The sequence below is a fragment of the Mucilaginibacter sp. L3T2-6 genome (assembly GCF_030519355.1).
Taxonomy (GTDB): domain Bacteria; phylum Bacteroidota; class Bacteroidia; order Sphingobacteriales; family Sphingobacteriaceae; genus Mucilaginibacter.
On record NZ_JAUMKC010000004.1, the window covers coordinates 196,648 to 223,034 of the forward strand.

Here is a 26,387-nt window from a genome sequence, read left to right on the forward strand (position 1 = left end):
TTAGTGAACAGCCGGCAGGGTAAAATAAAACGTAGCGCCCTTGCCTTCTTCGCTTTCCACGCCGATGGCGCCTTTATGCCGCTGCATGATTTCGCGCGATAGGTACAGACCGATGCCGAAGCCCGAAATGTTTTTCATCTTGTCGCCTTCAACCCGGTAAAACCGCTGGAACAGTTTTTCCTGGTCTTTTGGCCTGATGCCTATGCCCTTATCTTCTACTGATACCTTTACACTGTCTATTTCTTTTACGGCGGTTATGCTGATAATAGTTTCCTTGTCAGAATATTTTAAGGCATTACTTAAAAAATTGCTGGTTACCTGGCCTATTTTCTCATGGTCGGCACGCACCATGAGTTTTTCGCCTGGCTGAAAGTATATTATCCGTCCCGGGCTCAGAAGTCTGGTTTCCGCTATGATTTCTTCAATCAGCGCATTAATGTCAAAGTCTGCTAATTTTAGCTGAAGTTTACCTGATTCAAGCCGCGACAGGTCGAGGAAAGCATGGATCAGGTCTGTCATTTTATTCACCTGGTTGCCTGCTTTCAACAGGGTGCTATTTACAAAGCTGTCGCCGGATGACGCCAGCCGCTTAGCCAGTATCTGTAAATAAGCTTTTACCGACGTAAGCGGCGTTTTAAGTTCATGGCTTGCCATAGCAATGAAATCATTTTTTCGTATTTCGTCGCGTTTGTTGTCGGTAATATCCAATACGGTACCGAGCATTCTTACCGGGATATTTTTCTCATTGTAAATAACAATGCCTTGTGTTTTTATCCAGCGAAGTGACTCGTCAGGCAAAGAGATCCTTACTTCATACAAGTATTTTCCGGTTACAAGGGCTTCATGGTAGGCCGCCACTACAATATTCTTTAAGTCTTCAGGATCAACCTGCCTTTGAAGTTCCTGGTGATTCAGGAGCGGTGCATCCGGTGGATGACCGAATATTTCATTCATTCGGGGTGAGCTCACGAAGCTGTAATCGAGCAGGTTAAGGTCCCAGGTGGCCAGGGCAGCTGCATCTGTAGCGAGCCGTAAACGATCTTCATTTTCGGCAATAATTTCGCGCGCGCGCACTTCTTCAGTGATATCTATTACCGTGTTCAGTATATAATCAACCTTCCCATCGGTACTTAGCAAAGGGATATTGGAGCAAGACCAGTAACGTATATCGCAGATACCGGTATCTCTATTATAAACGTCGAAACGATAGCTGGGGACATCGACTTTTTGACCAGTGTCGACTACCCTGGTAAACACGCTTCGGGCGTTCGTATCATCGCTAAGTGTTTTATCTTCCGGGAATGCTTCAAAAAATCCCTTACCGACAATATGCTCCCTGGTACTTGATGTTACTTCCAGGTAGCTGTCGCTTGCCGCTGCAATGGTAAACCGCGGCGCATCCCCTTTTATTAATAAGGAGCCGGGCGATTTCTCAAATACAATTTTAAAAAGCTCAACGGATAAGTCGGCAGTCATAGGTTTGATGTATGCCTAATAATTAAAAGGATGAAATTAAGCAGATAAAATGTAAACCAAAAGTAATTTGGGGATAATTTATAGGATATTGCATAATCGCTGACAACAATATATCTTCTTACATGTAGCATGCCTTTAAAAAAAGGATTTGTAAATTTAGGCTTTGATAAATTAAATCTGCCGTTATGAAAACAATATTTCTTAGCCTCTGCTTTCTGTTTTTATGCTTTGCCGGCTTCTCGCAGACAACCCCACAAGCAGACACCACCAGGTACTGGAAGGTACATGGCCAAAACACCGTATTGATAAGTCAAAGCTCATTTTCTAACTGGGCGGCGGGCGGCGTTAACGCCGTATCAGCCAACTTGGTGCTTGACTATGATTTTAACTACAAAAAAGGAGTTTGGAGCTGGGATAATAAAGCCATTGCCGGTTACGGCATCAGCAAGCAAAACGGTACCGGGTGGCGAAAAAATGACGACCGGATCATACTCAACAGCTTGCTCGGCCGCCAGGCTTCAAAATATTGGCTGTACACATTTTACATGAATTTTCAGACCCAGTTCACGAAAGGATATTTATATGATGCAACCGGAGCCAGAACGTTGTTATCAGCACCTTTCGCACCAGCCTATTTGACATTCGGCCCCGGTTTTGCCTATAAAAGGTCGGATAACTTTAGGGTGAACCTGTCGCCGGCCGCCGCCCGCATTACCATCGTTGGTAACGATTCACTTTCAGCCATTGGCTCCTACGGCGTAACGCCCGGCAAAAAGAGCCTGTTCGAGTTCGGAGCTTCTTTGGATGCTTATTACAAGGTTAACCTTGCTGAAAACATTGCCTTTGAAAATATCCTGAAGCTATATTCGAATTACCTGAAAAGACCTGGTGATATCTATTTGGACTATACCGCCAATATTTTTATGAAAGTAAACAAGCTGGTTACAGTTAATGCCGGTGTGGAATTAATAAACGACCCAAAGGCACAGATACCGCAAATAAAGAACGGTGTGAGTGAATACCACTCGCTTTTGCAGGTAAAACAGATTTTTGGCGCAGGCCTCACTTATAAATTTTAAAGGCAATTTCATTCAATATGTAAGCAATGCCACCCCGGCACGGCTTTTTTTTGCTTCAATATTTAATAAACTGTTAAGTACTTATTAACAGATATTTAACCGCTATTCCTGGTGATTTGTAACTTTTCCTTTAAATATCAAACCTATAAAAACAATTTCTGTTACTTTTTATTATAGAACTTATTAATAACAGTATAGTCCTCAATAATTTAAATAAAAATATAAAAAATATATTAAAAATTAAATTTAAGGAATATTTTTATACGATTTAATAATATTATCGTACATGGCTAAAGAAAGTAAAAAAAATAAAAAGACAATACATCATACCCAGATACCAAAAACACCAACCGGCATCACTGGGTTGGATGAAATAACAGGCGGTGGTTTACCCGCAGCTCGGCCCACGCTGATATGCGGAGAAGCCGGTTGCGGCAAAACGCTTATTTCGCTGGAGTTTATAGTAAAAGGCGCGACCGAATTTAATGAGCCGGGCGTATTTATGGCTTTTGAGGAAAAAGCGGAAGAACTATCTATGAACGTAGGTTCCCTTGGTTTTAACCTGGAGCAAATGCAAAAGGATAAAAAACTGAAAATTGATTATGTTCATATAGACCGGAGTGAGATTGAGGAAACCGGAGAGTATGACCTTGACGGCTTGTTTATACGCCTTAACCATGCCATCGACAGCATTGGCGCTAAACGTGTGGTACTCGATACTATTGAAAACCTGTTTGCCGGTTTAACAAACCAGGCAATATTAAGGGCCGAGATTCGTCGTCTATTCCAATGGCTGAAGGAAAAAGGCGTTACCGCCATAGTTACCGGCGAGAAGGGCGAAGGCGCATCCCTGACCCGGCAGGGACTGGAGGAGTATGTTTCAGATTGTGTTATACTGCTGGATCATAGGGTAATTAATCAAATTTCGACCCGGAGACTGCGGATTGTGAAGTATCGTGGCTCAATGCATGGCACTAACGAGTACCCCTTCCTGATTGATGAGGATGGCATTTCTGTATTGCCTGTAACCTCGCTGCAATTGGAGAAAGAGGTTTCTTCTGAACGAGTGTCAACAGGCATCCCTGCCCTGGACAAGATGCTTGGCGGGAAAGGCTTTTTCAAGGGCGGGAGCGTGCTGGTATCGGGTACAGCAGGTACCGGTAAAACAAGTATAGCCGCATGCTTTGCAAACGACATTTGCAGCAAGGGGAAAAAGTGCATGTACTTTGCCTTTGAAGAGTCGCCCAGCCAGATTGTCAGGAACATGCGGTCAATCAATGTCGACTTAAAAAAACATATGGAAAATGGCCTGCTGCAATTCCAGGCTTCGCGCCCTACGCTGCATGGCCTGGAACAGCACTTGGTAGCTATCCATAAGGTGATAAAGAAATTCAGGCCCGATGCCGTGGTGCTCGATCCTATTACGAATCTCATCACAGTGGGATCGGTAAGTGATGTTAAATCGATGCTGATCAGGCTCATTGATTTTTTGCAGGAAGAACAGATTACGGTATTGTTTACGGCGCTCAGTTTGAATAATATAGTAAATGAGCAAACCGACGAAGGAGTGTCATCATTGGTTGATGCCTGGATTTTAGTGCGCGACATTGAATTTAACGGCGAAAGGAACCGTGGCATGTACATCATGAAATCACGCGGGATGAAGCACTCGAACCAGGTTAGGGAATTTGTGATCACCGACAAGGGCATTGATCTGGTTGATGTTTATTTGGGTCCCGACGGAGTGCTAACAGGCTCGGCCCGCGAGGCGCAAATACTGCAGGAACAAACAGGTAAGGTGCTGCGAAACAATGCCATGAGCATGAAAGACCGTGAAATACTGCGCAAACGAAAAATTCTGGAGGCTAAAATTGCAAGCTTGCAGAGCGAGTTTGAGTCGGCGGAAGAAGAACTTAATAAAATATATATTGAAGAAGAACTGGTAAAAAAAGTAACAGATGGCAATCGCGACGAGATGTTGAAAAGACGCGGCGGCGGCGAAGAAGTTGCCGGAAAAAATGGCAAGAAATAACAATGAAAACAAAAGAATGCAAATACGAATTAAGGTTGTACATTGCCGGAAAAACTGCGAAATCGCAGACGGCGCTTGCAAACCTGCATAAATATTGTGAAGAATACCTGGAGGGTGAATATAAAATTGAAGTTATAGATTTGTTGGTTAAGCCGCAGTTGGCGGAGGGGGACCAGATATTCGCCGTGCCTACATTGGTACGCAAGGTACCCGAACCGATACGTAAAATTATAGGCGATTTATCCAACGAAGAAAAAGTGCTGGTAGGTTTAAATATACGCCCGGCTAACAAAAAATAATAATGACCGAGCATCCAAAAGTACCTGCCGCTGACAACAATTTTAACAGTGATGACCTATACCGGCTGCGTTTATACGTTACCGGCGCAACGCCTAATTCAACCCGGGCTATATCCAATTTAAAGGAATTTTGCGAAAATTTCCTGCCCGGCAGGTATGAGCTGGAGATAATAGATGTTTACCAACAGCCTTTGATAGCCGAAAGTGAGCAGCTAATTGCCTTACCTATGTTAGTAAAGCTTTCCCCTGCACCGCAACGTAGGCTGATAGGCGATATGTCTGATATTGACAAAGTGCTCAGGGGACTGAATTTACCGGCCAGATAGTATTATGGAACCATCAAAAGCGACATACGAACAGTTAGTAAGCCAAAACGAGGAGCTTAAGATACAGCTGGAAGAGGCTAATGACACCATCGATGCTATCCGAACCGGTCAGATTGACGCACTGATTGTTAACGATGGTGACGGTCACCAGCTATATACCCTTAAAACAGCCGACCAAACCTATCGTGTATTTATAGAGAAAATGAATGAGGGCGCGGTCACTATCAACCAGCAGGGGCTGATATTATATGCAAACACCAGTTTTGCCGGCCTGGTAGGCTTGCCGCTCGAAAAAGCCATCGGTATAAAGTTCCACTCCTTCATAGCTGATGACGCCAGGGAATTGTTTGACAGGGTTATTGCCGGCGCCTGGCAGGATGATTGCAAGGAAGAAATTCAGCTGGTAGGGCAAAATGGGAAATTGACTCCCTGCCTGCTGTCATGCAACACAATTGATCTTGATGAGGGTGTTGCATTAAGCTTGATCCTGACCGATCTTTCAATACTTAAAGAAACTGAAAACCAGCTTAAAATAAGAAACCAGCAGCTGGCTGCGGCGCACCAGGCTACGGAAAAATTGAATAATGAGCTGGAAGATACGGTAAGGGCTCGAACAAAGGAACTTTTTGTGAGCCGTGAACACTTTAAGTACCTCGCCAACAACATCCCGCAGATGACATGGACGAACACGCCAAAAGGTGAATTTGATTACTATAACCAGCAATGGTATGATTATACCGGCCTTTCTTTAGACGAAACGAAAAATATGGGATGGAAATTGGCGCTGCACCCGGATGATTTAAACCGAACTGTTGAGAAGTTCCGTTCGTCGTTGAAGACAGGAGAGATATTTGAGGTGGAAAATCGCTACAAGAGAGGTTCAGACGGTGCTTACCGCTGGCACCTTAACCGGGCAGTGCCGCTAAGGAATGAAAATAATGAAATAGTTTTTTGGGTGGGCACCGCCACCGATATTGAGGAGCGGAAAAAAGAAATGGAGCGTAAAGACGAATTTATCGGCATTGCCAGCCATGAGCTTAAAACACCGCTAACCAGCCTGAAAGGTTACCTGCAACTGATATCGGCCTACAAAAAAGATGAATTGCCGCCCGTGGTGAAACAGTATGTTGAAAAAGCAAACAATTCATTAAATAAGCTGCAAAGATTAATTAACGACCTGTTAGACGTAAGTAAGATACAGGCGGGTAAGCTGGAATATGGGTTTGCCAGGGTTGATATTGCAGAGCTCGTAAAAAATTGTAGCGAAAATGCCCGGCTGATCCATCCCGATACCAATTTTATTATCCACGATGGCAGTAATTACATCGTGATCGCCAATGCTGAAAGGCTGGAGCAGGTGTTGATGAATTTTATCAATAATGCCGTTAAATATTCACCTCAAAATAAAGATGTGATAATAGAAACATCCTTAAATGGCAACAATGTGAGGGTAGCGGTTACCGATTTTGGTATTGGCCTTTCGGCAGTTCAAAAAGAACGCATATTTGAGCGTTTTTACAGGGTGGAGGATAAAAAGTATATGACCAGCGGCCTGGGTATGGGCCTGTATATTTGTGCCGAGATCATCAGCTATCATAACGGCACAATTGGCGTCGAGAGCGAAGCAGGGAAGGGCTCTACATTTTATTTCGAGCTGCCCTTGGTTGAAGATTAGAAACCTGACAGAGATCTGTTGCTTTCAAAAGGCAGTTCTGCGCCGCAACCACTATCGACGATCTCTAAATCCTCTTATTCGCTCAATTCCGGTTCAGCTCATTATAAATCACCGGGAATATCCTGTCTAAAAATACAATCGAAGCCTTAATCGCGGTAGCGTCATCTATACTTTCATTTACCGTAATTACAGCTTTTTTTGAAGGGATAACAAAGGTAAACTGCCCGCCCCAGCCTAATCCATAAGTAATCGGCACTCCTTTATATTCAAAATGATAAAAGCACAAAGCATAAGTTGAGCCTTCGAACCCCCAGGGTGTTTTATAAAAGATCGTTGGATGCAATAGCTGGTCAATCCATTTAGAGGAGACAATATTTTTGCCTTGATAATCTCCGTTATGCAGTAATAGGGTTGACAACTTGTTCATTTCCGCAGTATGCAGCTGAACGCTCAATAACCCGCAGCCATCATGATAGCCATCTTTCATTTTTCCCCACACCACATCTTTAATATCCATTGGCCCGAACAGGTATTTGTTGGCAAATTGTAACGTGCTGTGGCCGCAGGCTTTTGTTAAAATTACAGAGAGGATATGTGTAGCGGCGTTATTATAATGAAACACTTTGCCGGGCTCACTAACTAAAGGTTGGTGCAAAACGTACCCGGAAGGATTTGGAAGTGCCAAATATTTATCAAGTCTTGTCAAATCCTCGTGCCACAATCCCGAGGCCTGGTTCATAACCTGCCTGATGGTGATTTGCTGTTTTCGCTTATCTGTATCGTTGGCCAGTTCAGGGAAATACTTTACCAGCCGTTCGTCAACCGAGCGGATGTAACCTTTGTCAATTGCAATACCAATAAGTAACGACATCACACTTTTGGTGAGCGATTGGTTATTGTACAGATCCGTAGTTTTTTTGCCGTTATAATAGTGGTTAAAAATAACTTTATTGTTTTGCGATACGACGATGGAATAAAGCTGCCTGTTGTTTTTAACAGCTGTCGCTGTATCAATATTGATTTGCGAAAAAACCGCGTGAGCAGAAAGAATAAACGCCAGCAGCAGCGGCAAAAATAGTTTGTTCATATTTAATTAAGCAAGTTCAAGTTTGTTGTTTTTCCGGGTGATAATAAGCTCCGCAACAATAAGGTTCGGCACCCAGCAAAGCCAGGATATTACACGATATGAGGTAGTAAAATCAAAACGCATTATACTGGTAGCAAGCGGCAGCCATATCCGCAGGGTTACAGCCGCGAACGTAAGCGCATAATTACGTATCATCCAGCGTTCGTGTTCGTCAATCTGTAGCTTTCGGATGCTAGTATAGGCTTTTATATCGGTGAAAAACCATAATAACGCCAGCGAACCGAAGCCTATTACACAAACTATACCGCCTGAAGCAAAAAATGCTATATATAAACCCGCACAACTGCTTAATAATACCGACAGTACATATACCTTACCCACAAAACGGTGAATATTTAAATAACGACCCCGCAGCCGGTTGCTAAACTGGCTCCAGCCGGTTAGCATGGCCAGTCCGCCTGTCGTAATATGAACGTAGAACAGTGTATACCAAATATTACTGTTTAACAATTCTTTTGGTTTTGATGACAGGAGCCCTTTACTGTGCATATCCACAAAATAGTATATGGCAGGGTAGAAGCCAATGGCGACTGCAAAAAGCACAAATGGTATCCAGGGCAAGTTTTTTAGTTTCATAATGGCTTCGGGTAAGTTTTTGTTATGACTTAAGCTAATATGGTTATGTTACAGAATTTTACCCCGGAAATAATCATCCCGCACGACGACGTAAAGGTAGTGCAGGCCTTCTTTGTAATATAGTCCACTGGTCACTGAAAATTGTCCGCTGGTCAAAATAGTTTCTGCAGGCTCGCGGCAAGCAGTTCTTTTACAGAAAAAAGAACGACTAATGGAAACTATTCAACGACAAACCTATCTCGACTGGCTCCGCATTATTTCGATAGCCGGTGTATTATTTTTTCATTCGGCAATGCCTTATACCGCTTATGATTGGTGGCATATCAAAAATAAAGAAACCAGCCACCTGGTTATGGAAGTGGTGTTTTTTATGCACCTGGTGCGTATGCCGCTACTGTTTTTTATCTCGGGTACAGTTAGTTATTATATGATGCAGCGCCGCAGCAGCCTCAATTTTATCGGTCTGCGTTTTCGCAGGCTGTTTATCCCGCTGCTTGTGGGCATGTTTATTATAGTGCCGCCTCAAATTTATATGGAGCGCCTCAACAATGGCTTTCGTGGTTCGGTATGGGATTTTTATAAAACCACCTTTAGCTTTATTCCTTATCCCAAAGGTAATTTCAGCTGGCACCATTTGTGGTTTATCGCTTACCTGTTTTTGTATGATTTATTGCTGGCCCCGCTATTTGCCTGGATGGTATCGCCAAAAAGCGAAAACTTTAAAGCAAAATTGGCGGTCCTGGCGAAAGACAAATGGGTATATATTTTAACCCTGCCAAGCATAGTGTGGTATGCATTATTGAGCAATAAACATCCCGAAACTGGCGACCTGGTGCACGACTGGTGCTATTTTGTGTACTGGCTTTTCTTTCTGCTGGCCGGCTTTATTTGTATCATTCAGCCAAAGCTGATGAACAGCCTGGAGCATAACCGCCGTTTTGCCTTGACCATCGGTTTCCTGGGTTTGCTGCTGGTAAATTACATGCGATGGAATAAATTTGACCCGTTCTACAGCGGAAGGCCGGATGACCTGTCAGTGATTTTAAGCACAGCGTTACGCCCGGTTATCGCATGGGGATGGTTGCTGGCCCTGGTGGGATATGGTAAAAAATATTTGAACCGCCCGCATAGATCGCTGAACTATTTAAACCAGGCAGTGTATCCCTTTTATATCGTGCACCAGACCGTAATCGTGTGCATATCATACTACATTGTTGAATTGCAGGATGATATACTTTCAAAATACCTGTTTACGGTTGTTGTAACCTTTTTCATTACGACGGGCATTTATCACCTCCTGATAAAACCGTACGCCGTAGCCAGGTTTTTGTTCGGCATGAAGCCTAAAAATGAGACTAAGCCGGTGAAAAGTACCGAGCCGGTTGTTTTGAAGGAAGAGATCCTGCTATCAGCATAAATTAAGCTTCGGCCTCAGCCATATCTTTATCTGGTGTGGCTGCGACCTTACGAATATTCTATATTTGAACCAATGATATTTTTTCGTCGTTTTATTTTCCCCGCAGTTTATGGTTTGATAATTTATTTTACCGTAAGGCTGCTGCACGATACCGAAATCGGCGAGCGCTTTTGGCGCCGGGAAGTAGCGCAGAATGCCTTCGAAATGGGTTGTAGTATCATCACCGGGTACGTGGGCGTGTACATGTTTGAGCGGCTTTTTAAGTATTTTGATAAAAAATGGCCGCTGCAGTTTTGCTACCAAAACATGGTGCGTGAGCTGCTGATTTTGGTAGTTTGCAACCTCGCCCTGGTAAACCTGATCCTCACGCCAATGGCCGCCTTCACAGATGATGGTCTTTCCTGGGGCGATTTGGCCGACATTTGCATGATTCCCACACTTTATGCCATTGTATATTACGGTATCGCCCGCAGCCGCACTTATATGATGGCCTATGTAGATAACCGCGTCCTGCTTGAAAAAGTAACCAACGACCACCTGCAAACAGAACTCAAATTTTTAAAAGCGCAATACCATCCTCATTTCCTGTTCAATGCGTTGAATACTATTTATTTCCAGATGGATGAAGATGTGCAGGGCGCAAAAACAAGTATCGAAAAGTTTTCGGAGCTGCTGCGCTACCAGCTCTATGATCAGCAGCAACAGGTGCCGGTTTTAAATGAGCTGGAATACCTGCAAGGCTTTATCGACCTGCAAAAAATACGCAGCAGCGACAGGTTGCAACTAACAGTAAACTTTGATGCCGCGCTAAACGGTCAATTAGTTTATCCCTTGCTGTTTTTACCGTTCGTGGAGAACGCCTTTAAGTTCGTCGGCGGCGATTATGTAATGTATATCAGTGCCAGTTTGCTGGATGATGAGATTCTCTTTAAGGTAGAGAACTCGGTTCCTGATTTTAAAACTCCTGCTGCAAAAGCCGGAGGTATTGGCCTCGAAAATCTGAAACGCCGCCTCGATTTGCTTTATCCCGGCAAGTATTCGCTGCACGCAGCCTTGGAAAGTGATACTTTTATAGCCGAATTAAAACTGAAATATGAATAATATCACCTGCATTATTACCGACGACGAGCCGTTTGCACGCAAAGGATTGCAGGGCTATATTGAGAAGATAGGTTTCCTGGAACTTAAAGGCGTTTGTGAGGACGCCTTGCAATTAAGCGACATGCTGCTGCGCCAGCCAGTCGATCTGCTATTCCTGGATATACAAATGCCCCATATAACCGGCGTAGAATTTATCAGGGCATTATCCAAACCACCTAAGGTAATATTTACAACTGCTTATGAGCATTATGCACTGCAAGGCTTTGAGTTGGACGTATTGGATTACCTGCTGAAACCCATCAGTTATGAGCGTTTTTTGAAAGCTGCCTGGAAAGCCCGGGATTATTTCGCTTTGCGGAGAAATCCCGCCCCGGCTGTCGCTTCCCTTGCCAATTCATACATCTTTATAAAAGCGAACGGCAAGCTCGAGAAGATAAATTTTGACGAAATACTATTTATTGAGGGGATGGAGAATTACGTGGCCATTTATCTTCCCGGCAGAAAGCTTATCACTCACAGCACCATCAAGTCTCTTTTTGAAAAGCTGCCACATGGACAGTTCATACAAACGCATAAATCATTTATCGTTGCTATTAATAAGGTGGAAACAATTGAGGGAAATACTTTGCATATACAAGAATACCAGGTGCCTGTAAGCAAATACCTCCGGGAAACGGTATTGCCGCAAATCGTGAAATAATGTGCGGATATGCGAATTAGCTTTTTGCACATCGGCACCGGCCATTGGATTCTATTTTTTCATTAACCCAATCCTGATTCCCAATCCAATTAATATAAAACCGGCTATTTTTTCTTGTATTGCCCATACTCTTGGGTTCCCGCTGAAAAAATCTTTGGTTTTGCCAAGCAGGCAGGCCATTAAAATAAGAACAATTGTTCCCTGTACATCAAACCATGCGCCCAATGTGAACAGCTGAACTTTGAAGTATGACGAAGCCGGATTGATAAACTGCGGAAGAAACGATAAAAAGAAAATAGCCACTTTGGGGTTCAGTATATTGGTTAGCATCCCTTGCTTATAAAGCTTAAGGTAATCAGCATTCCCTTTCTTTTGATTTTTTGGGTCGACAGGCTGTTTTGACAGCAATGCCTTTATACCAATATAAATGAGGTAAGCTGCCCCGGCATATTTAATTAATTGGAACAGGCAGGCCGATTTTGAAATGATAATAGACAAGCCTAACGTAGCAGCCAGTATATGTACAAAACAGCCGGTAAATATGCCCAGTGCCGACACAATGCCTGCCCTTACGCCATATGAAATACTCCGCGACGCTACATAGATTACATCATTTCCGGGCGTAAGGTTGAGCAGCAGCGTAGTGATGAAAAACAGGTATGGGTTTTGGAAGCTGAACATCTGACTAAAATAAAAAAAATAGGGTATTGTTTATCGTTGCCATTTTTGCCGCACTTTAATTTAATTTTGTGCGAAACCAATCTCAACTACCATGTCCTCTGCTGAAAACGGAAGCGTAACCCTTGATATAAGCGAAACCGGTGTAGCCACCATCACCTTTTTTCATCCTTCGCAAAACGCATTGCCTTCCGCATTGCTTGATGAGCTGGCTGAAAAAATAACGTCGGCAGGCAACCATGGACAAACCCGCGTCATTGTTTTAAAAAGCGGCGGCGACCGGACTTTTTGCGCCGGGGCGAGCTTTGATGAATTACTGGAGATAAAAGACAAGGAGGCCGGGGCCGTATTTTTTTCTGGCTTTGCAAGGGTGATCAACGCCTGCCGGAAATCATCCAAAATTGTTATTGCCCGTGTGCAGGGTAAGGCAGTTGGCGGAGGCGTGGGCCTTGCTGCTGCTGCCGATTATTGCCTGGCTACGGAAGCGGCGTCGATAAAGTTAAGCGAACTGGCCATAGGTATAGGCCCTTTCGTTATATCGCCGGCAGTTACCCGGAAAATCGGCTTGCCTGCATTTTCGCAGCTCACCATTCGTGCAACCGACTTTCAGACCGCTCAGTGGGCCCTTCAAAAAGGCTTGTATAACGAAGTATACCCGGATATCGCAACGCTGGACACCGCCCTTGATGCGCTTACTGAAAAACTCGCATCTTATCACCCCGAAGCGCTCAAAGGCCTTAAAGAGATTTTGTGGGAAGGCACCGCCGACTGGGACGAACTGCTAACTGAGCGGGCAGCTATAAGTGGCGAACTGGTGCTGTCGGAATTTACCCAGCATGCATTAAACAGCTTTCTGAAAAAATAATCCGCTCATTTTTTCCGTTAAAAAAAAACAGCATTTTTGAGTTAACTGGCTGTTTTTCATTTGTTTTACCTGCCACACTCCCTTAAAATGTTAGTTACGGCCGCTATAAACCGGCAAAAAGAGTAAACGGCTAATAACTTTTGCCGAAAAAAACCGTATAACCGCCACAATTTGCATAGTAACTATAACACTTTATTTGTATAATTAACTATTGGTTATCTTAAAGGTTTGATAGATTTACGTTGCTGATTATTAGGAGTTTATTTTAATACACCCGTCATTTTTATTGTATGTTTTACTGGTTATTTACCGCCGTTGTATTAGCTGCTATCCTTATCGGTTTTTACATTTATAATTATTTTGACAAGCTTAACACAACACGCAGAAATTTAGAAAGAATTCAGAACAAATGGGGAAGGCCGGTAAATGCCCGCCGTAACTTTAAATTAATAGCCGCCTACCTTAATGGTTATGAAGGTCCCGACAAACTCTCGGGGACTATTGCTGAAGACCTGGACCTGAATAACCTGTTCAATTATATCGATCGAACCAACTCTAAGCCGGGTAAACAATACCTATACAAAAGGCTGTTTACACCAGAGACCAGCTTCGAATCGCTGCTTAAATTCGATAAAAAAATAGATGCTCTTAACATGCCGCGGCCCGACCAGGAACGTATAGAGCTTGAACTGGCCCGCCTCAACAGCCCCGATGCCTACTTCCTGGCCGAATTGTTTTTAAAGGAGCATGAGTTTTTGCTGGTGCCATTGATGAGCATATATATTCGCATCTCATGGATCGCTATTATAGGCCTGATTATTTCGATGTTCGTCGTGCCGACGCTGGTAAGCTTTATGGTGCTGGTAGCCCTGATAATCGGCAATATTGCCCTGCATTACGGAACCCGTACAAAAATATCGTCGTACACCCGTTCGTTGCCACAACTGATCATACTGCATAGTGTGGCTAAACGCCTGTCGAAGAAGCTTACCCTCGAAAACGATGAGCAGCTTAGGATCAGCCTTAACCAGCTTGCCGGCCTTAACCGCACTTTACGTATGGTTAACTTTGAAAGCAAAATAGCAGGCAACCCGGATAATTTCAGCTTTGCAGTTTATAAATTTATAAAAATGCTTTTCCTGCTGGAGCCGCTGATGTTTATATCGTCGGTTAAGCGCATCAATAAATACCGTAAGGATATCGAAGTATTATATAAATATGTGGCCGAAATAGATATGCTGATAGCCATTCAGTCCGTTAGGGTAGGGCTGCCACATTACAGCAAGCCGGTTTTCTATACCGAAAATATGAAGATGGAATTGGATGAAATGTACCATCCGCTCATCTATAACTGCGTGCCAAACTCTATCCACACCCGTACTGATGAGGGTGTGCTGATAACAGGCTCGAATATGTCGGGTAAAACTACTTTTATCCGCTCTATAGCCATAAATACGCTGCTGGCGCAAACCTTATATACAACCTGTACAGCCAGCTATAAAGCACCGCTTTTGCGCATACAAACCAGTATACGCACTACCGATGACCTGGGCGAGCATAAGAGCTATTTCCAGGCCGAGGCACTGTCAATACTGGATATTATCAACCAAAGCGGAGGCGACCAATCTGTTAAGAGCCTGATCATTATTGATGAAATTTTCCGCGGTACAAATACCATTGAGCGTATTGCGGCTGCTAAATCCGTACTTACTTACCTTACAGAAAATAAAAATTTTGTGTTCGTATCGACGCACGACCTTGAGCTTGCCGAATTGCTCGACAATGATTATGCTGTTTACTCGTTCGAAGAGACAGTTAATGATACCCGCCTCGTATTCGATTATAAGATGAAGACAGGCGTATTAAAGAACAAGAATGGTATTGCTATTCTCGAAACTATCGGCTACCCGGAAACAGTTGTAGAAGATGCCTACATTGTAAGCGAGGAACTAAAGCGAAAGTACGTTCTATAAAAATATTTTAGAACGCTATATTCGATTTTAGACAGCATGCCCGGAAGTTTTTTGCTTTCGGGCTTTTTTTGTGCTGCCTGCAAAAAAAACGTACGAAGTCCCGAAGACTTCATACGTTTGATCCGGCTCACTCAGTTGAAGCTATTCTCATCTGCGCTGGGGCCATAGCTACCCGGGATAGGAATATCCAGCAGGCGCAAAAATACGCCCAGTTGTGCGCGGTGATGCACGATCTGGCAATACGCCATGCGAATTACTTCAACTTTTTTTGATTCGCTGTAGATTTGCTCACCGTTGCGTAATACCCAGGTTTTCAGTAATTCCTCCTCGTTGGTTTTTTCCAAAGCTGCCTTTCCTTCAGCCAGCGATTTTTCCAGCAATTCCAGTAAGTCACTTGTATCATTAATTTCTGTAGGCGTATACGGCGCGGCTGCAAAGTCCAGTTCGTAGGTATCTACTACCATGCTTACCCATGATGGGAGCTCCGCTATATGAGTGGCCAAACTGCGGATATTCATGCTTTTTGGATGCGGCCTCCAGTCGAATTTATCAGTTGGGACACGCTCAAGCATTTTTCGGGTGGTTTTTGCTTCTTCCGCCATTTCCTTTAATAACATTGGGATGATTTCCATAGCTTTAAATTTTTCTTATTGTGTTTCTGTTTGTTGATACAAATAGAACACAAGCAAATGACAGCCCTATGTCAGCAGGTTTTTAGAAGAGAAAAAAAGTTGCAGGGGCGTATCGCATACGCCCTGAAAGACATGCAGGCAAAAGCCGGTTGTAAATCGGCGGGGGCGCATGCGATACGCCCCTATAGTTTATAAACCTTTATAGTCCCATAAAATATTCCGTCAGCGACTTAAAATCGTCAAACTTTAAATCGTAATCGTCTGTATCACCAAAGCCGTAACTTACAAATACAAATGGGACACCGGCTTTGCGGCTTTCAGCGCCATCACCGGCGGTATCGCCTATATAAACAGGGTTTTTAAGGCCATGCTTTTCTGCAAGTAGTTTAATATTGTGGTTTTTAGGCATAAAGTTTACGCCATGGGCAAGCTCATCCTTTATGTGCTCGTCAATACCGGCCCAATCTATAAAAAGGCGGATAATGCCTTTCGCACAGTTACTCAGTATAAACAAGTCGTATTTTTGGGCAAGCTGGTGCAGGCCTTCGCGTACACCATCATACAAAAGGCCGCCCATTTGCGGCAGTATTTGCTGCCGGCGCTCATTTACCATAGCGTAAATTTCCAGGCGTCTTTCCTCATCAAAGTCCGGCATAATGATGCTGATAACCTTCCTGCCTTCCATACCTACCATTTTGGCCAGTGCATCACGGGTGACGGCAATGTCAATATTCAACTCTCTGAAAATTATATTCCACGATTCGGCGTATGTGTCAACGGCGTCCCAAAGGGTACCGTCCATATCAAAAATAAGACTGTCGGGTTTTTCTATCATTACAGGTCGATTTTGTAGCTAAAGAAATCGCTGGTTGGCTCCTGTTTGATGAACCCCATTGCCTCGTAAAGACTTTGTGCGGTATAATTATCCTTTGCGGTTTCAAGTACCACAAAAGTAGCGTTTTCTGATTTGGCAAAATCGACTGCTGCTTTAATCAGCCCTTCGCCTATGCCTTTCCTGCGGAAACCGGCGTCTACATATAAATCGTTTAGTAACCAGTTTCTTGATGCCCTTACCGACGATAGCCGCAAGTATAATTGCGTAAATCCGGCAGGAACGTCCTTTCCATCCTTTTCTGCCGTCGCCATAAAAATTACCGACTCATTGTTTTCAAGCCGTGCTTTTATATAGCTTTCAGCAAGCGCCAGGTTTGATGGTTGTTTATAAAATTGGCGGTATGCATCGAACAGGTATGCAATAATTCCGGCTTCGTTGGGGCCGAGTCTTCGTATGTTCATGGTAAATATTAAAAATCAGGTATTAAAAATCTGTTATTGCGAGCGAAGCAACCTCGTCGCATGAATTGTCCTTCAAACAATCTAATCCCTCAGAAACAGCAGGCCGCTTTCACCGGTTTGTTTTAATAGGCGGAATAACAGCCGCTGGTGTTAAGTATGTTTAAATGCTCACCACCTGGTTCATCACCTCTTTATCGAAATTTTCCATCACCAGTATAGCTGCGCCGATAAGCTCGGCATCAAAACCCAATTCAGATATCAGCAGCTCGGTGCCGCCGGAAAGCCGTGGAATACAATATTTATGCAGCGCCTGCTGTATGGGCGCCATTAGTATTTTGCCGACTTTTGCCCCACGACCGCTCAGCACTATGGCTTCCGGGTTCATGATGTGAATCAATATGGCAAGCGCTTTGCCGATTTTATAACCTGAGTCTGAAAACAATTCGATGGCGAACTGGTCGCCGTTATTGGCGGCAGTCATAATCGCCTCGCTCATTTGCTTACTTTGGGCTTCGCCTGTAATTTTCAGGCTGGTAATACGCCCTTGTTTAATGCCTTCAATAGCCTTTTTTGCCACCACCAGCATCGAGGCTTCTGCCTCCAGGCACCCGCGTTTGCCGCACTCGCAAAGGGCTCCGTCCTCCAGTAAGGGGATATGGCTAAATTCACCCGCAAACCCGTTGCGTCCTCTGAACAGTTCGCCGTTAACTATCATGCCTAAACCGATGCCCCAGCTCAGGTTAATCACCATTACCTCATTCTGCAACTTCGCGATGCCAAATTTTTGTTCGGCCAGCGCAATCAGGCTTGAATCATTGTCGATATAGGCGGGCAGCCCGGTTTCATCAGTAATGTATTGCGAGAGGCTGCGCTCTCCCGATTTCAGGTAGGTGTAGTTAATGCCTTTTATCGGGTCGATAAAGCCCGGCATACCTATACCAATGCCTGTAATCTTTTCTTTCAGCACTCCGCAATTATCAAGATATTTATTGATGTGCTGTACCAATGTGTGCAGTGCATTATCATTACCGGCCAGCTTCAACTCAAACATCATCATATCGGCCACCGGCTGGTTACGCAGGTCCACCAACTGGATCCGGGTATTCATCTGGTCCATTGCGATAGCCAGGATGTACATGGCATCTGCATTGATGGCATACATCAGCGGGCGGCGTCCGCCGCTCGAAGGGGCATAGCCCTCCTCAACTACAAAGCCTTTTTCAATCAGCTCATTCAGCGCCTTAGCTATGGAAGGGATGCTTTTATCGAACAGCTCGCTCAATTCCGCACATGACATCGCCCTGTCAAAATAAAGACACTTGGTTATCATGTGCTTAAGCTGCATGCCTTTCACGGTTTTCGTTTTAAGTTCCATTCAATAAACAGGCTTGTTGTGGCTCATACTACTGCAGGGAAAGCAGTTTTTTTTCATTTTCTAAAAATAAGAAAAAGGTAGAAACATGCAAGGGGAAAACCGGCATTGGCGGAAAAAACCTTTCCTAAAGCATCGCTGCAGATGGGCAAAACGCTTTTAGCCCGTAGCAAAAAACACCCCGAAAACAGGCAAAATGCGTTTTGCCCGTAACTAAAATAGCCCCTGGAATGGGTATAACCGGTTTTGCCCATCTGCAAAAAAAGCTAAAAAACGGGCATAAGGCGTTTTGGTCGTTGCATATATTCGTCATAAATTCCTCTGTATTAGTAAATTAGTGAATTTACCTTTATGAGGGCCTCAATAATGCAAATAAATCAGCCGGAGAAATATTAAGGATTTTCTTCCTGGAAACCGGAAGAATTCAAATATACAAAATTTGGGGAATAATACCCAATAGTAATCCCGATTTTCCATTCAAAAATTTGCAGGGACACGGGCCTTGCGTCCCTGCATCGTTAAGTGAAAGACAATAAAACCTTTTACTTTATTTAACTACCTCAAACTCCTTTTTAAGCTTAATATCTTCTGAGGATTGCCCGATCATCACCATAAATTTACCGGGCTCAACGGTCCAGTTATTGTTTTTGTCGAGGATGGCCAGGTCGTCGGGGTGCAGGGTGAAGGTTACGGTTTTCTTTTCGCCGGGATTTAGCGTGATGCGCTCAAAGCCGCGCAGGTCATATTCGTAAACAGTAACACTGCTAACTTCCTGTTTCAGATAAAGCTGTACTACATCGTCGCCTTTGCGTTTCCCGGTATTGCTTACGTCAACCGCGACTGTAATATCGCCCTGCTGGTTTTCTTTTTCGGGCGATACCTTTAGGTTATCATAAGCAAAAGTAGTGTAGCTTAAGCCGTAACCAAAAGGATATAAGGCGCCATTCACACTGGTTTTGCCCCAGCTGTTTTTACCGCCCTGGCCTGCTTGCGATGCCGGTTTGAAAGGAAAATTAAATTCCAGCTGCCCCGTAGTTTTCGGGAAGGTGATAGATAGCTTGCCACCGGGGTTGTTATCGCCAAACAAGGTCTCGGCAATTACCCGCCCGCTCTCCGGGCCCGGAAACCATGCCTCCAAAATAGCCGGCACATATTTGTTTTCCCAGTTTACCGTAAGCGGCTGTCCGTTTATCATTACCATTACCACGGGTTTGCCGGTAGCCTGCAAAGCCTGTATCAGCTTCAATTGCCTGCCAGGCAGATTGAGCCCGGTGCGCGAAAGGCTCTCGCCCACGCGTTCTGCATCTTCGCCCACGGCGGCTATAATTACATCCGCATTTTTTGCCGCTGCCACAGCCGAATCAATGGATGCCTGTTCCTTTGCACTAAGCGGCGTTTCAATTATTTCGCTCTCCGGCCAGGTGGGGTCAATAATGTCGCAGCCTTTGGCGTACGTTACATTAGCGCCGCTGCCAACGTAGTTTTTGATGCCATCAAGAACGGTGGTAACGGGATGGTGCGATGGTCCGTACCTGCTGATGGCATAGCTTTTATCCGCGGCCAGCGGTCCGGTCACCAATATGTTTTTAATTTTAGATTTATCCAGCGGCAACAGGTTATTCTCATTTTTCAGCAGCACCATCGATTCACGGTTCATCTGCAAGCCCATTTGCTGTGATGCTTCACTGTGTACAATTTTATCCGCGGCTTTAGGGTCTTTTACGTATGGATTATCAAATAACCCCAGCTTAAATTTTACCCTCAATACATCGGCAACACGTGAATCAAGTGTTTTCATCGATATCTTACCCTCGCTCAGCAGATGGCGTAAAGGCATTATATAAGTTTGCGGCATGCTGAAATTGGTGCGCACGTTTAACCCGGCCTCGAAAGCCTGCCGCACGGCTTCTTCGGGCGTAGCTGCCACATGATGTTTGCTGTACAGGTATTCAACCGCCTCGCTGTCGCTCACTACATAGCCATTAAAGCCAAATTTTTGCCGCAGCAGCTCTGTTAAAAAATAATAGCTGCCGGTAATTGGCTCGCCATTCCAGTCGTTGTAGCTGCTCATTATGCCAAGCGGATGTGCTTCCTGTATTACCCTGCGGAAAGGATAAAGATAGAGCTGGTACATTTCCCTTGGCGCTACATGCGGATCGGTACGTGCTGCGCCATCGCGGCCGCCTTTGGGCACGCTGTAAACTGCAAAGTGCTTTACGGTTGATGCTGCGCCCTCTTCCTGTATGCCCAGCGTCATTTGCTTGCCCAGCTCGGCAATCAGGAATGGGTCTTCGCCATAAGTTTCCACTACGCGGCCCCAGCGCTGGTCGCGCGATACGTCCAGGATTGGTGCATAAACATTGGTATAGCCTAAGGCCCTTGCTTCCATGCCTACAGTTTGCCCTGCACGCCGAACCAGTTGCTTATCCCATGTACTGCCGATACCGATTGGGGCGGGCAGCGAGGTAGCCCGGTCATGGTTTAGTCCATGTATGCCTTCATTGGTAAAATCAACCGGGATGCCCATGCGGGTTTCTTCCACAAACCATTTCTGTATAGTATTTATAGCCGATGCATGTTTGCTGTAAGGGTAGGAATATTGCGATTGAGCGGCATCTGTTTTTGAGGCAAGGCTATTGAGTTCCTCATCAATATTAGCGATCCCATCTTTCCAAACCTCATTCTTCCACGATGGAGCGGGCATTTCCTCCTTCAAAACCCGTTTATAGCCGTATAGGGTTGCCAGCTGGCAGGTTTTCTCGTCCGCTGTCATCTGGCTCAACAAATCGTCTATACGCTTTTCGATGGTTTGTGAAGGATCCTCAAAAACATCCATCTTTCCATTCTTATTGAAATCGATCCAGCCTTTATGGTAAATGTTCTTTTCCTGGGCATTGGAATGCATAGTGGTTAAGAGCAGCAGTGGCAGCAGCAGTGGCAGTTTTTTCATTTTCGGTAATTGGTTGAGCCAAATATATAGGTTGCAGTGGAGAACAGTAGCCTGCAATGGCCTAAAAAGGCGGCAAAACCAGGTTAAATCTACGATAACGATGTAGTAGCCATAGTAAAGTTGCACAGCTGCGGTTTATTGCTTGTTTTAATATTAGCTATGCCATCCGGGTATTTGGTACAACGCATAAGAATTTACCCGTTTTATTGGCACTACTATTGTTTTTCAAAAGCATGCAGCAAATATTTCCGTCAGCCAGGCACTTTTTCTCTTTTATTGTCGTCATTTTTTGTTCAACTGTATCATCCACCGCGCAAACTGTCAAGCCCGCAGAGCGTATCTGCGGCAAATGGGAGAACACCGAAAAAAGCCTGATTATCCGGGTTTATGTAGAGCACAATGAATTTAAGGCAAAGATTTTATGGTACGCCGATACTGAGGGTAAGCCCCTTGACTACTGGACCGACCGGCATAACCCCAACCCCGCGTTGCGGAGCCGGAAGATATTAGGCATGCAGATTTTAAGGAAACTTGAATATCACCCTAAAACCAACACATGGGAAAATGGGATGGTTTACGATTCGCGCCATGGGAGGGAATGGAACGCATCGGCGTATATCGATAAAAAAGGACTGATGCATGTGCGCGGCTACTGGCACTTCAAATTTATCGGGAAGACGATGACTTTTTTCCGGGTGAAATAAAATGAACACCATAAACAATCCCGGCCTGACTTAGGATCAACGCTACAGGTACCTAAAAAAAGCAGTGCCGCCTTGTGCAGCACTGCTCCATTTTATAATGGTAGTAAGTAAGTCAGGCGTCAAACACAACATCATCAACCACCCACCTGATCAACATCATCAACCAATAATTATTCGGCTTTCCCGAATTCACCATTAGCTTTTACGGCTATTTCGTCGCTAATGATAGCGTTACCGAACTTGCTGCCGAAATTGAAATCGGAACGTTTGATAGTGCCGGTTACCTGGAAACCAGCATCGGGTTTGCCTTGCGGGCTGGTAATTGTACCGCGGTACCACAAATCGAATACCACTGGTTTGGTAACACCGTGGATAGTTAAGTTGCCTTTTAATTTATAGCGGTTTTCACCGGCTTTTGAAATGCCGGTTGTAGTAAAGGTCAAGGCCGGAAAATTAGCTACATCAAAAAAGTCAGCTGATTTCAGGTGACCATCACGCTGATCTACGCCTGTGTTTACAGAGGCAGTGTTTGCAGTTAAATTAAATTTAGCATCGCTGAAGTCGGGTTTTGAAGCCACTATATTGGCAGAGAAGTCTTTGAACTCGCCGTCAACGTCCGACACCAGCAGGTGAGTGGCGGTAAAAGTTAATTTTGAGTGAGCCCTGTCAACATTCCAGGCGCTTTGCGCAAATGCAGCTGTATTTAATAAAGCGGCTGCAGCTAATACAAATAATTTTTTCATGATTGTCTTTCTATTCTTTATTGTGATTTTTTAAATCGCTACAAAGATAATATATGTTTAAACATCTATTTTTATAAATAAGTGTTTAAACGTGTATTGTGACAATCAAATGAGATAGGAAAAAATTTTGATTATTTATATCACATTTAGGGTCTTTATCGGTAATTTCTATAGAAATTATTTTTCGTACGGGAAGTTTCGGGCAACTTTTTTCATCATCCTTTCCATCAGTTCATTTGCGCTGCTGAATACACCTTCATTCATTTCCTTGTAAAAGCGCCAAAGCAATATGCCATCGGTACCACTATATATTTGCATAGTAAGTGCGCCCGATGCAGTGCTGCCTCCAAACCCAAACACCAGCGTTTTTGCAATAGCGGCGGCCTCACTACCGGTCTTCTCATATGCATAACTGGCTTTTATCACCGCATCGACCTTTAGAATTTTGCTTAATGAGTCAGGTGTAATGGTTTCAAGTTTATCAGCTACGCCTGCTTGTTTTAGTAAGATGTTCGTTCTTTCAACATCCTGGAATGTAACCGTGTAATTATTAGCTTTTCGCAGCAGATAGGTGAACATGCCCTGTTGCATTTTAATGCCTTCTTCCTTTTCCTGAACAGCATTGTCGGCGGCATTGTAGTTTTTAGGGAATTTTTTGTAAGAAATAGAAACCGTTAAAGGCAGAATAGCTACCATTTTTTCTGTCTTAATAGCGGTCTTCATATTTGGCGCTTCATAAATCTGTTTTTGGCAAAAAGCCAGATTTGATAATGCAGCAAAAATCAAAACAAGTAAAAATTGTCTCATTGGTCTAATTGATTAAAGGAATAAGTTGATAATGTAATTAAGGCGTAATGTTAATAAAATATTTGCTATTACTCGTGATTTTTAATTTGTAATAAAAAATATTTCATGTGCTATTAATCAGCTGGCAGAAAAAGTCGGCTGTGCAATCCAACTTTCCTTACATCCGGTGAAGGTCTGCACGCCATTCTTTAATTTCCTTCTTGATCTCTGCCGGGGAGAGGTTTTCTTTGGCGGCACGGTCAGCAAGTACTATAAACTCTGCATCAGGAGCAAACCGCAGGGCAATAACCTGTGCCATGGTTATCCTGCTATCCAGTGGCTTATGGGTTAACAAATAATGACGAAAGTTCTCCTCGGCGCGGATAACCCTGTCCTGGGCACGTAAAGGAAATTGGCGTAAGTAATAGAAAGCCAGCATGGCGCTTATAAAAAGTATCGTTATTAATATAGATATCAAAACTTCATTATGCTCCGATATCTGCAGATAAATGTTAACTAACGACGCGATAAAGCCAACAAACAATAATGAAGATAAAACAAGATGGTATCCTTTGACGTAACGTGCGTGATGAGCGTTGTTTTGCTGTAACATGGAGGTTCTATTTTTGCGCCAAGTTACGTTATTTAAGTTACTGAGTGGATTTAAAAATGACTTTCCGATGTTCGCTTACAGAACAATTTAGCCGACCTTGCGTTAATATTTTTCATCAAATTTTCATCAAAACCCAATTTGATATGAATAACGAAGCAACGATATCAGAAAAAACATTTAAGATAGGCGGAGATTTAGCTGTTAACCGGCTGGGTTATGGCGCTATGCGCATTACCGGAAAGGGCATATGGGGACCGCCTAAAGATGAAGCCGAAGCTATAAGGGTGTTGCAGCGTGCAGTTGAGCTGGGCGTAAACTTTATCGACACCGCCGACAGCTATGGCCCTTACATCTCGGAAGAATTAATAGCTAAAGCTCTGTATCCATATCCGGAAGGCCTGGTAATTGCCACCAAAGGGGGATTGACACGCACCGGCCCCGACCAATGGCCCATTAATGCTAAACCGGACCACCTGAAGAAAGCCCTGGAGGGCAGCCTGAAACGCCTGAAACAAGATCAGATTCAGCTATATCAGCTGCATAGGATTGATCCGGTTGTTCCGGCGGAGGAAAGCTTTAAATTTTTGCAAGGTGCACAGCAGGAAGGCTTAATTAAGCATATAGGTTTATCCGAAGTTGATATAGATGTCATAAAAAAAGCGCAGGAGTACTTTGAGGTGGTTTCTGTACAAAACATGTACAGCGTTGATAACCGTAAATGGGAGAGGGTGCTTCAATATTGCAGGGCACATCAAATTGCCTTTATTCCATGGTTCCCGCTTAACGCAGGCAACGTTGCAAGCCAGGACAAGCTGAAACAAATTGCCGAAAAGCACAAAGCTTCAGTACACCAGGTTGCACTGAGCTGGCTGCTTAATCACTCGGACAATATATTGCTTATCCCGGGTACTTCAAGTGTGCAGCACCTGGAAGAAAATATGGGCGCCGCATCGCTTGAACTTGATGAGGCGGATATCAAAATATTGAACAGCATTAACCCGCAGTAAATACGGCGAATACTCTTTTTTAACCCTGTCAGTAATGGATTATTTATTGACAGGGTTTATTATTTTAACTGAGGTGAAACTTTTGCATCAATTACCTGTTTAAGGAATGTTTTACCCTTAAAATAAATAACCATGAAAAATGTAAAATTCTACGCTTTGATACTGTTGCTTACGGCGGCGGTATCATGTAAAAAAAACGACGGCTCTTCCATAAAAATAAAAGGAAATGTTTCGAATGATGAAGCAGCCGATATGGTGGCGGCTTCCATGTCATCAAATTTTAACGGTGTCGCCGGGGTCTCGGGCGACGTTACTGTAAGTGCGCAAGCCTTTGTAAATCTGCACATGGCCTGCGGATCTACCAGGACAGACAGCGTTTCCCGCAGCCACAGCGGTGACCAGGTTAGCTATAACTATAAATTGAAATATAGCTATACTTTAAACTGTAATTCAAACAATGTGCCCGATAACCTGTCATCAAATCTGGCCTATAGCGGTTCATATGATGGTCCGCGTATTTCATCAACCAACTCCGGTAGCTCGTCATTTACTGTAGGCGGACTTGCCGGCGATGTGGCAAATTTCAGCGTTGCAGGCGAGTACAAACGCGATGGTTCCTTTAAATCAAAGGTTGATACCACCAATACCGGCAGCAGCCATACGAATATCAATGTACAATCGCTGGTGGTAACTAAATTGGGCCATAAAATCGTTAGCGGGGCAGCAACATTTACCATTACAGGCAACGTGCCGAAAAAAGGGGATTTTGCCTTTTCCGGCAGCATCGTGTTTAACGGAGATGGTACCGCTAAGCTTACTGTAAACGGTGCAATTTATATCGTGAACCTGGAGACAGGAGAGAAGACCAAAGCATAATATTCGCTGAATCAAGAAGCCTATGAAATTTCAAACTTCATAAGCTTCTTGATTTTAAGCTGGT

The 26,387-nt window shown here is 44.0% G+C and carries 25 protein-coding genes; 13 read left to right on the top strand and 12 right to left on the bottom strand.

Annotated features, from left to right (window positions below):
- Positions 1–1,476, bottom strand: a complete 1,476-nt coding sequence (locus Q3W13_RS06780; protein WP_302862378.1) for an ATP-binding protein — start codon at positions 1,474–1,476, stop codon at positions 1–3.
- A 185-nt stretch (positions 1,477–1,661) separates the two neighbouring features.
- Between Q3W13_RS06780 and Q3W13_RS06785 the strand changes: the two genes are divergently transcribed.
- The 5 genes from Q3W13_RS06785 to Q3W13_RS06805 all read left to right on the top strand — a co-directional run bounded on the left by Q3W13_RS06785 (position 1,662) and on the right by Q3W13_RS06805 (position 6,887).
- Entirely contained in the window at positions 1,662–2,555 is an 894-nt protein-coding gene (locus Q3W13_RS06785) for a DUF3078 domain-containing protein (protein WP_302862380.1), read from the top strand.
- A 286-nt stretch (positions 2,556–2,841) separates the two neighbouring features.
- Positions 2,842–4,587 (top strand): circadian clock protein KaiC, encoded by a 1,746-nt coding sequence (gene kaiC / locus Q3W13_RS06790; protein WP_302862381.1) that lies wholly within the window; start codon positions 2,842–2,844, stop codon positions 4,585–4,587.
- 2 nt (positions 4,588–4,589) lie between these two features.
- Positions 4,590–4,886, top strand: coding sequence for a circadian clock KaiB family protein (locus Q3W13_RS06795; protein ID WP_302862383.1), 297 nt, complete (start codon positions 4,590–4,592; stop codon positions 4,884–4,886).
- A gap of 2 nt (positions 4,887–4,888) precedes the next feature.
- Positions 4,889–5,212, top strand: coding sequence for a circadian clock KaiB family protein (locus Q3W13_RS06800; protein ID WP_302862385.1), 324 nt, complete (start codon positions 4,889–4,891; stop codon positions 5,210–5,212).
- Positions 5,213–5,216: 4 nt separating this feature from the next.
- A complete protein-coding gene (locus Q3W13_RS06805; protein ID WP_302862387.1) occupies positions 5,217–6,887 on the top strand; it encodes a PAS domain S-box protein in 1,671 nt (556 codons plus the stop codon).
- 82 nt (positions 6,888–6,969) lie between these two features.
- Here Q3W13_RS06805 and Q3W13_RS06810 read toward each other — a convergent pair whose 3' ends face one another.
- Both Q3W13_RS06810 and Q3W13_RS06815 read right to left on the bottom strand, forming a co-directional pair.
- The gene (locus Q3W13_RS06810) at positions 6,970–7,974 is read right to left on the bottom strand and encodes a serine hydrolase (RefSeq protein WP_302862388.1); all 1,005 of its coding nucleotides are present in this window, start codon (positions 7,972–7,974) and stop codon (positions 6,970–6,972) included.
- Between the two features lie 6 nt (positions 7,975–7,980).
- Entirely contained in the window at positions 7,981–8,610 is a 630-nt protein-coding gene (locus Q3W13_RS06815; protein WP_302862389.1) for a DUF2306 domain-containing protein, read from the bottom strand.
- A gap of 211 nt (positions 8,611–8,821) precedes the next feature.
- Between Q3W13_RS06815 and Q3W13_RS06820 the strand changes: the two genes are divergently transcribed.
- The 3 genes from Q3W13_RS06820 (at position 8,822) to Q3W13_RS06830 (ending at position 11,828) form a co-directional block, all read left to right on the top strand.
- On the top strand, positions 8,822–10,027 hold the full coding sequence (locus Q3W13_RS06820) for an acyltransferase family protein (RefSeq protein WP_302862391.1): 1,206 nt from the start codon (positions 8,822–8,824) through the stop codon (positions 10,025–10,027).
- Between the two features lie 72 nt (positions 10,028–10,099).
- Positions 10,100–11,128, top strand: a complete 1,029-nt coding sequence (locus Q3W13_RS06825; protein ID WP_302862393.1) for a sensor histidine kinase — start codon at positions 10,100–10,102, stop codon at positions 11,126–11,128.
- Entirely contained in the window at positions 11,121–11,828 is a 708-nt protein-coding gene (locus tag Q3W13_RS06830) for a LytTR family DNA-binding domain-containing protein (protein ID WP_302862394.1), read from the top strand. The genes Q3W13_RS06825 and Q3W13_RS06830 overlap by 8 nt, the downstream gene beginning before the upstream one ends.
- Before the next feature lie 51 nt (positions 11,829–11,879).
- Here Q3W13_RS06830 and Q3W13_RS06835 read toward each other — a convergent pair whose 3' ends face one another.
- Positions 11,880–12,509: a LysE family translocator gene (locus Q3W13_RS06835; RefSeq protein ID WP_302862397.1), complete on the bottom strand. Its 630-nt coding sequence runs from the start codon at positions 12,507–12,509 to the stop codon at positions 11,880–11,882.
- Positions 12,510–12,600: 91 nt separating this feature from the next.
- On the opposite strand from Q3W13_RS06835, the gene Q3W13_RS06840 reads away from it, so the two are divergent.
- Both Q3W13_RS06840 and Q3W13_RS06845 read left to right on the top strand, forming a co-directional pair.
- Positions 12,601–13,371: an enoyl-CoA hydratase/isomerase family protein gene (locus Q3W13_RS06840; RefSeq protein ID WP_302862400.1), complete on the top strand. Its 771-nt coding sequence runs from the start codon at positions 12,601–12,603 to the stop codon at positions 13,369–13,371.
- 290 nt (positions 13,372–13,661) lie between these two features.
- Positions 13,662–15,344 (top strand): hypothetical protein, encoded by a 1,683-nt coding sequence (locus Q3W13_RS06845; RefSeq protein WP_302862401.1) that lies wholly within the window; start codon positions 13,662–13,664, stop codon positions 15,342–15,344.
- A gap of 131 nt (positions 15,345–15,475) precedes the next feature.
- Here Q3W13_RS06845 and Q3W13_RS06850 read toward each other — a convergent pair whose 3' ends face one another.
- The 5 genes from Q3W13_RS06850 to Q3W13_RS06870 form a co-directional block, all read right to left on the bottom strand.
- Complete coding sequence (locus Q3W13_RS06850) at positions 15,476–15,976, bottom strand: DinB family protein (RefSeq protein WP_302862403.1); 501 nt, start codon at positions 15,974–15,976, stop codon at positions 15,476–15,478.
- 199 nt (positions 15,977–16,175) lie between these two features.
- Entirely contained in the window at positions 16,176–16,811 is a 636-nt protein-coding gene (locus Q3W13_RS06855) for an HAD family hydrolase (protein WP_302862405.1), read from the bottom strand.
- Positions 16,811–17,272, bottom strand: coding sequence for an N-acetyltransferase (locus Q3W13_RS06860; RefSeq protein ID WP_302862407.1), 462 nt, complete (start codon positions 17,270–17,272; stop codon positions 16,811–16,813). The genes Q3W13_RS06855 and Q3W13_RS06860 overlap by 1 nt, the downstream gene beginning before the upstream one ends.
- A 160-nt stretch (positions 17,273–17,432) precedes the next feature.
- On the bottom strand, positions 17,433–18,647 hold the full coding sequence (locus tag Q3W13_RS06865; protein ID WP_302862409.1) for an ROK family protein: 1,215 nt from the start codon (positions 18,645–18,647) through the stop codon (positions 17,433–17,435).
- 544 nt (positions 18,648–19,191) lie between these two features.
- The gene (locus Q3W13_RS06870; RefSeq protein ID WP_302862410.1) at positions 19,192–21,594 is read right to left on the bottom strand and encodes a glycoside hydrolase family 3 N-terminal domain-containing protein; all 2,403 of its coding nucleotides are present in this window, start codon (positions 21,592–21,594) and stop codon (positions 19,192–19,194) included.
- 233 nt (positions 21,595–21,827) lie between these two features.
- Here Q3W13_RS06870 and Q3W13_RS06875 point away from each other — a divergent pair, with 233 nt between their 5' ends.
- Complete coding sequence (locus Q3W13_RS06875) at positions 21,828–22,298, top strand: DUF2147 domain-containing protein (protein WP_302862411.1); 471 nt, start codon at positions 21,828–21,830, stop codon at positions 22,296–22,298.
- A 170-nt stretch (positions 22,299–22,468) separates the two neighbouring features.
- On the opposite strand, the gene Q3W13_RS06880 is transcribed toward Q3W13_RS06875, so the two are convergent.
- The 3 genes from Q3W13_RS06880 to Q3W13_RS06890 all read right to left on the bottom strand — a co-directional run bounded on the left by Q3W13_RS06880 (position 22,469) and on the right by Q3W13_RS06890 (position 24,440).
- Positions 22,469–23,041 (bottom strand): YceI family protein, encoded by a 573-nt coding sequence (locus tag Q3W13_RS06880; RefSeq protein ID WP_302862413.1) that lies wholly within the window; start codon positions 23,039–23,041, stop codon positions 22,469–22,471.
- A 177-nt stretch (positions 23,042–23,218) separates the two neighbouring features.
- A complete protein-coding gene (locus Q3W13_RS06885) occupies positions 23,219–23,764 on the bottom strand; it encodes a hypothetical protein (RefSeq protein WP_302862415.1) in 546 nt (181 codons plus the stop codon).
- A gap of 241 nt (positions 23,765–24,005) precedes the next feature.
- On the bottom strand, positions 24,006–24,440 hold the full coding sequence (locus Q3W13_RS06890; protein ID WP_302862417.1) for a DUF6526 family protein: 435 nt from the start codon (positions 24,438–24,440) through the stop codon (positions 24,006–24,008).
- Positions 24,441–24,583: 143 nt separating this feature from the next.
- Here Q3W13_RS06890 and Q3W13_RS06895 point away from each other — a divergent pair, with 143 nt between their 5' ends.
- Together Q3W13_RS06895 and Q3W13_RS06900 are read left to right on the top strand one after the other, a co-directional pair.
- Positions 24,584–25,447, top strand: coding sequence for an aldo/keto reductase (locus tag Q3W13_RS06895; protein ID WP_302862418.1), 864 nt, complete (start codon positions 24,584–24,586; stop codon positions 25,445–25,447).
- Positions 25,448–25,579: 132 nt separating this feature from the next.
- Positions 25,580–26,323, top strand: a complete 744-nt coding sequence (locus Q3W13_RS06900; protein WP_302862419.1) for a hypothetical protein — start codon at positions 25,580–25,582, stop codon at positions 26,321–26,323.
- Positions 26,324–26,387 lie beyond the last annotated feature (64 nt).

Bases quoted from the DNA above. Each gene is read 5' to 3' on its own strand.
- Q3W13_RS06795 (WP_302862383.1), top strand. From the start codon at position 4,590: ATGAAAACAAAAGAATGCAAATACGAATTAAGGTTGTACATTGCCGGA.
- Q3W13_RS06810 (WP_302862388.1), bottom strand. From the start codon at position 7,974: ATGAACAAACTATTTTTGCCGCTGCTGCTGGCGTTTATTCTTTCTGCT.
- Q3W13_RS06840 (WP_302862400.1), top strand. From the start codon at position 12,601: ATGTCCTCTGCTGAAAACGGAAGCGTAACCCTTGATATAAGCGAAACC.
- Q3W13_RS06785 (WP_302862380.1), top strand. From the start codon at position 1,662: ATGAAAACAATATTTCTTAGCCTCTGCTTTCTGTTTTTATGCTTTGCC.
- Q3W13_RS06855 (WP_302862405.1), bottom strand. From the start codon at position 16,811: ATGATAGAAAAACCCGACAGTCTTATTTTTGATATGGACGGTACCCTT.
- Q3W13_RS06870 (WP_302862410.1), bottom strand. From the start codon at position 21,594: ATGAAAAAACTGCCACTGCTGCTGCCACTGCTGCTCTTAACCACTATG.
- Q3W13_RS06845 (WP_302862401.1), top strand. From the start codon at position 13,662: ATGTTTTACTGGTTATTTACCGCCGTTGTATTAGCTGCTATCCTTATC.
- Q3W13_RS06820 (WP_302862391.1), top strand. From the start codon at position 8,822: ATGGAAACTATTCAACGACAAACCTATCTCGACTGGCTCCGCATTATT.
- Q3W13_RS06805 (WP_302862387.1), top strand. From the start codon at position 5,217: ATGGAACCATCAAAAGCGACATACGAACAGTTAGTAAGCCAAAACGAG.
- kaiC (WP_302862381.1), top strand. From the start codon at position 2,842: ATGGCTAAAGAAAGTAAAAAAAATAAAAAGACAATACATCATACCCAG.
- Q3W13_RS06900 (WP_302862419.1), top strand. From the start codon at position 25,580: ATGAAAAATGTAAAATTCTACGCTTTGATACTGTTGCTTACGGCGGCG.
- Q3W13_RS06865 (WP_302862409.1), bottom strand. From the start codon at position 18,647: ATGGAACTTAAAACGAAAACCGTGAAAGGCATGCAGCTTAAGCACATG.
- Q3W13_RS06875 (WP_302862411.1), top strand. From the start codon at position 21,828: ATGCAGCAAATATTTCCGTCAGCCAGGCACTTTTTCTCTTTTATTGTC.
- Q3W13_RS06780 (WP_302862378.1), bottom strand. From the start codon at position 1,476: ATGACTGCCGACTTATCCGTTGAGCTTTTTAAAATTGTATTTGAGAAA.
- Q3W13_RS06825 (WP_302862393.1), top strand. From the start codon at position 10,100: ATGATATTTTTTCGTCGTTTTATTTTCCCCGCAGTTTATGGTTTGATA.
- Q3W13_RS06800 (WP_302862385.1), top strand. From the start codon at position 4,889: ATGACCGAGCATCCAAAAGTACCTGCCGCTGACAACAATTTTAACAGT.
- Q3W13_RS06860 (WP_302862407.1), bottom strand. From the start codon at position 17,272: ATGAACATACGAAGACTCGGCCCCAACGAAGCCGGAATTATTGCATAC.
- Q3W13_RS06880 (WP_302862413.1), bottom strand. From the start codon at position 23,041: ATGAAAAAATTATTTGTATTAGCTGCAGCCGCTTTATTAAATACAGCT.
- Q3W13_RS06890 (WP_302862417.1), bottom strand. From the start codon at position 24,440: ATGTTACAGCAAAACAACGCTCATCACGCACGTTACGTCAAAGGATAC.
- Q3W13_RS06895 (WP_302862418.1), top strand. From the start codon at position 24,584: ATGAATAACGAAGCAACGATATCAGAAAAAACATTTAAGATAGGCGGA.
- Q3W13_RS06815 (WP_302862389.1), bottom strand. From the start codon at position 8,610: ATGAAACTAAAAAACTTGCCCTGGATACCATTTGTGCTTTTTGCAGTC.
- Q3W13_RS06830 (WP_302862394.1), top strand. From the start codon at position 11,121: ATGAATAATATCACCTGCATTATTACCGACGACGAGCCGTTTGCACGC.
- Q3W13_RS06835 (WP_302862397.1), bottom strand. From the start codon at position 12,509: ATGTTCAGCTTCCAAAACCCATACCTGTTTTTCATCACTACGCTGCTG.
- Q3W13_RS06850 (WP_302862403.1), bottom strand. From the start codon at position 15,976: ATGGAAATCATCCCAATGTTATTAAAGGAAATGGCGGAAGAAGCAAAA.
- Q3W13_RS06885 (WP_302862415.1), bottom strand. From the start codon at position 23,764: ATGAAGACCGCTATTAAGACAGAAAAAATGGTAGCTATTCTGCCTTTA.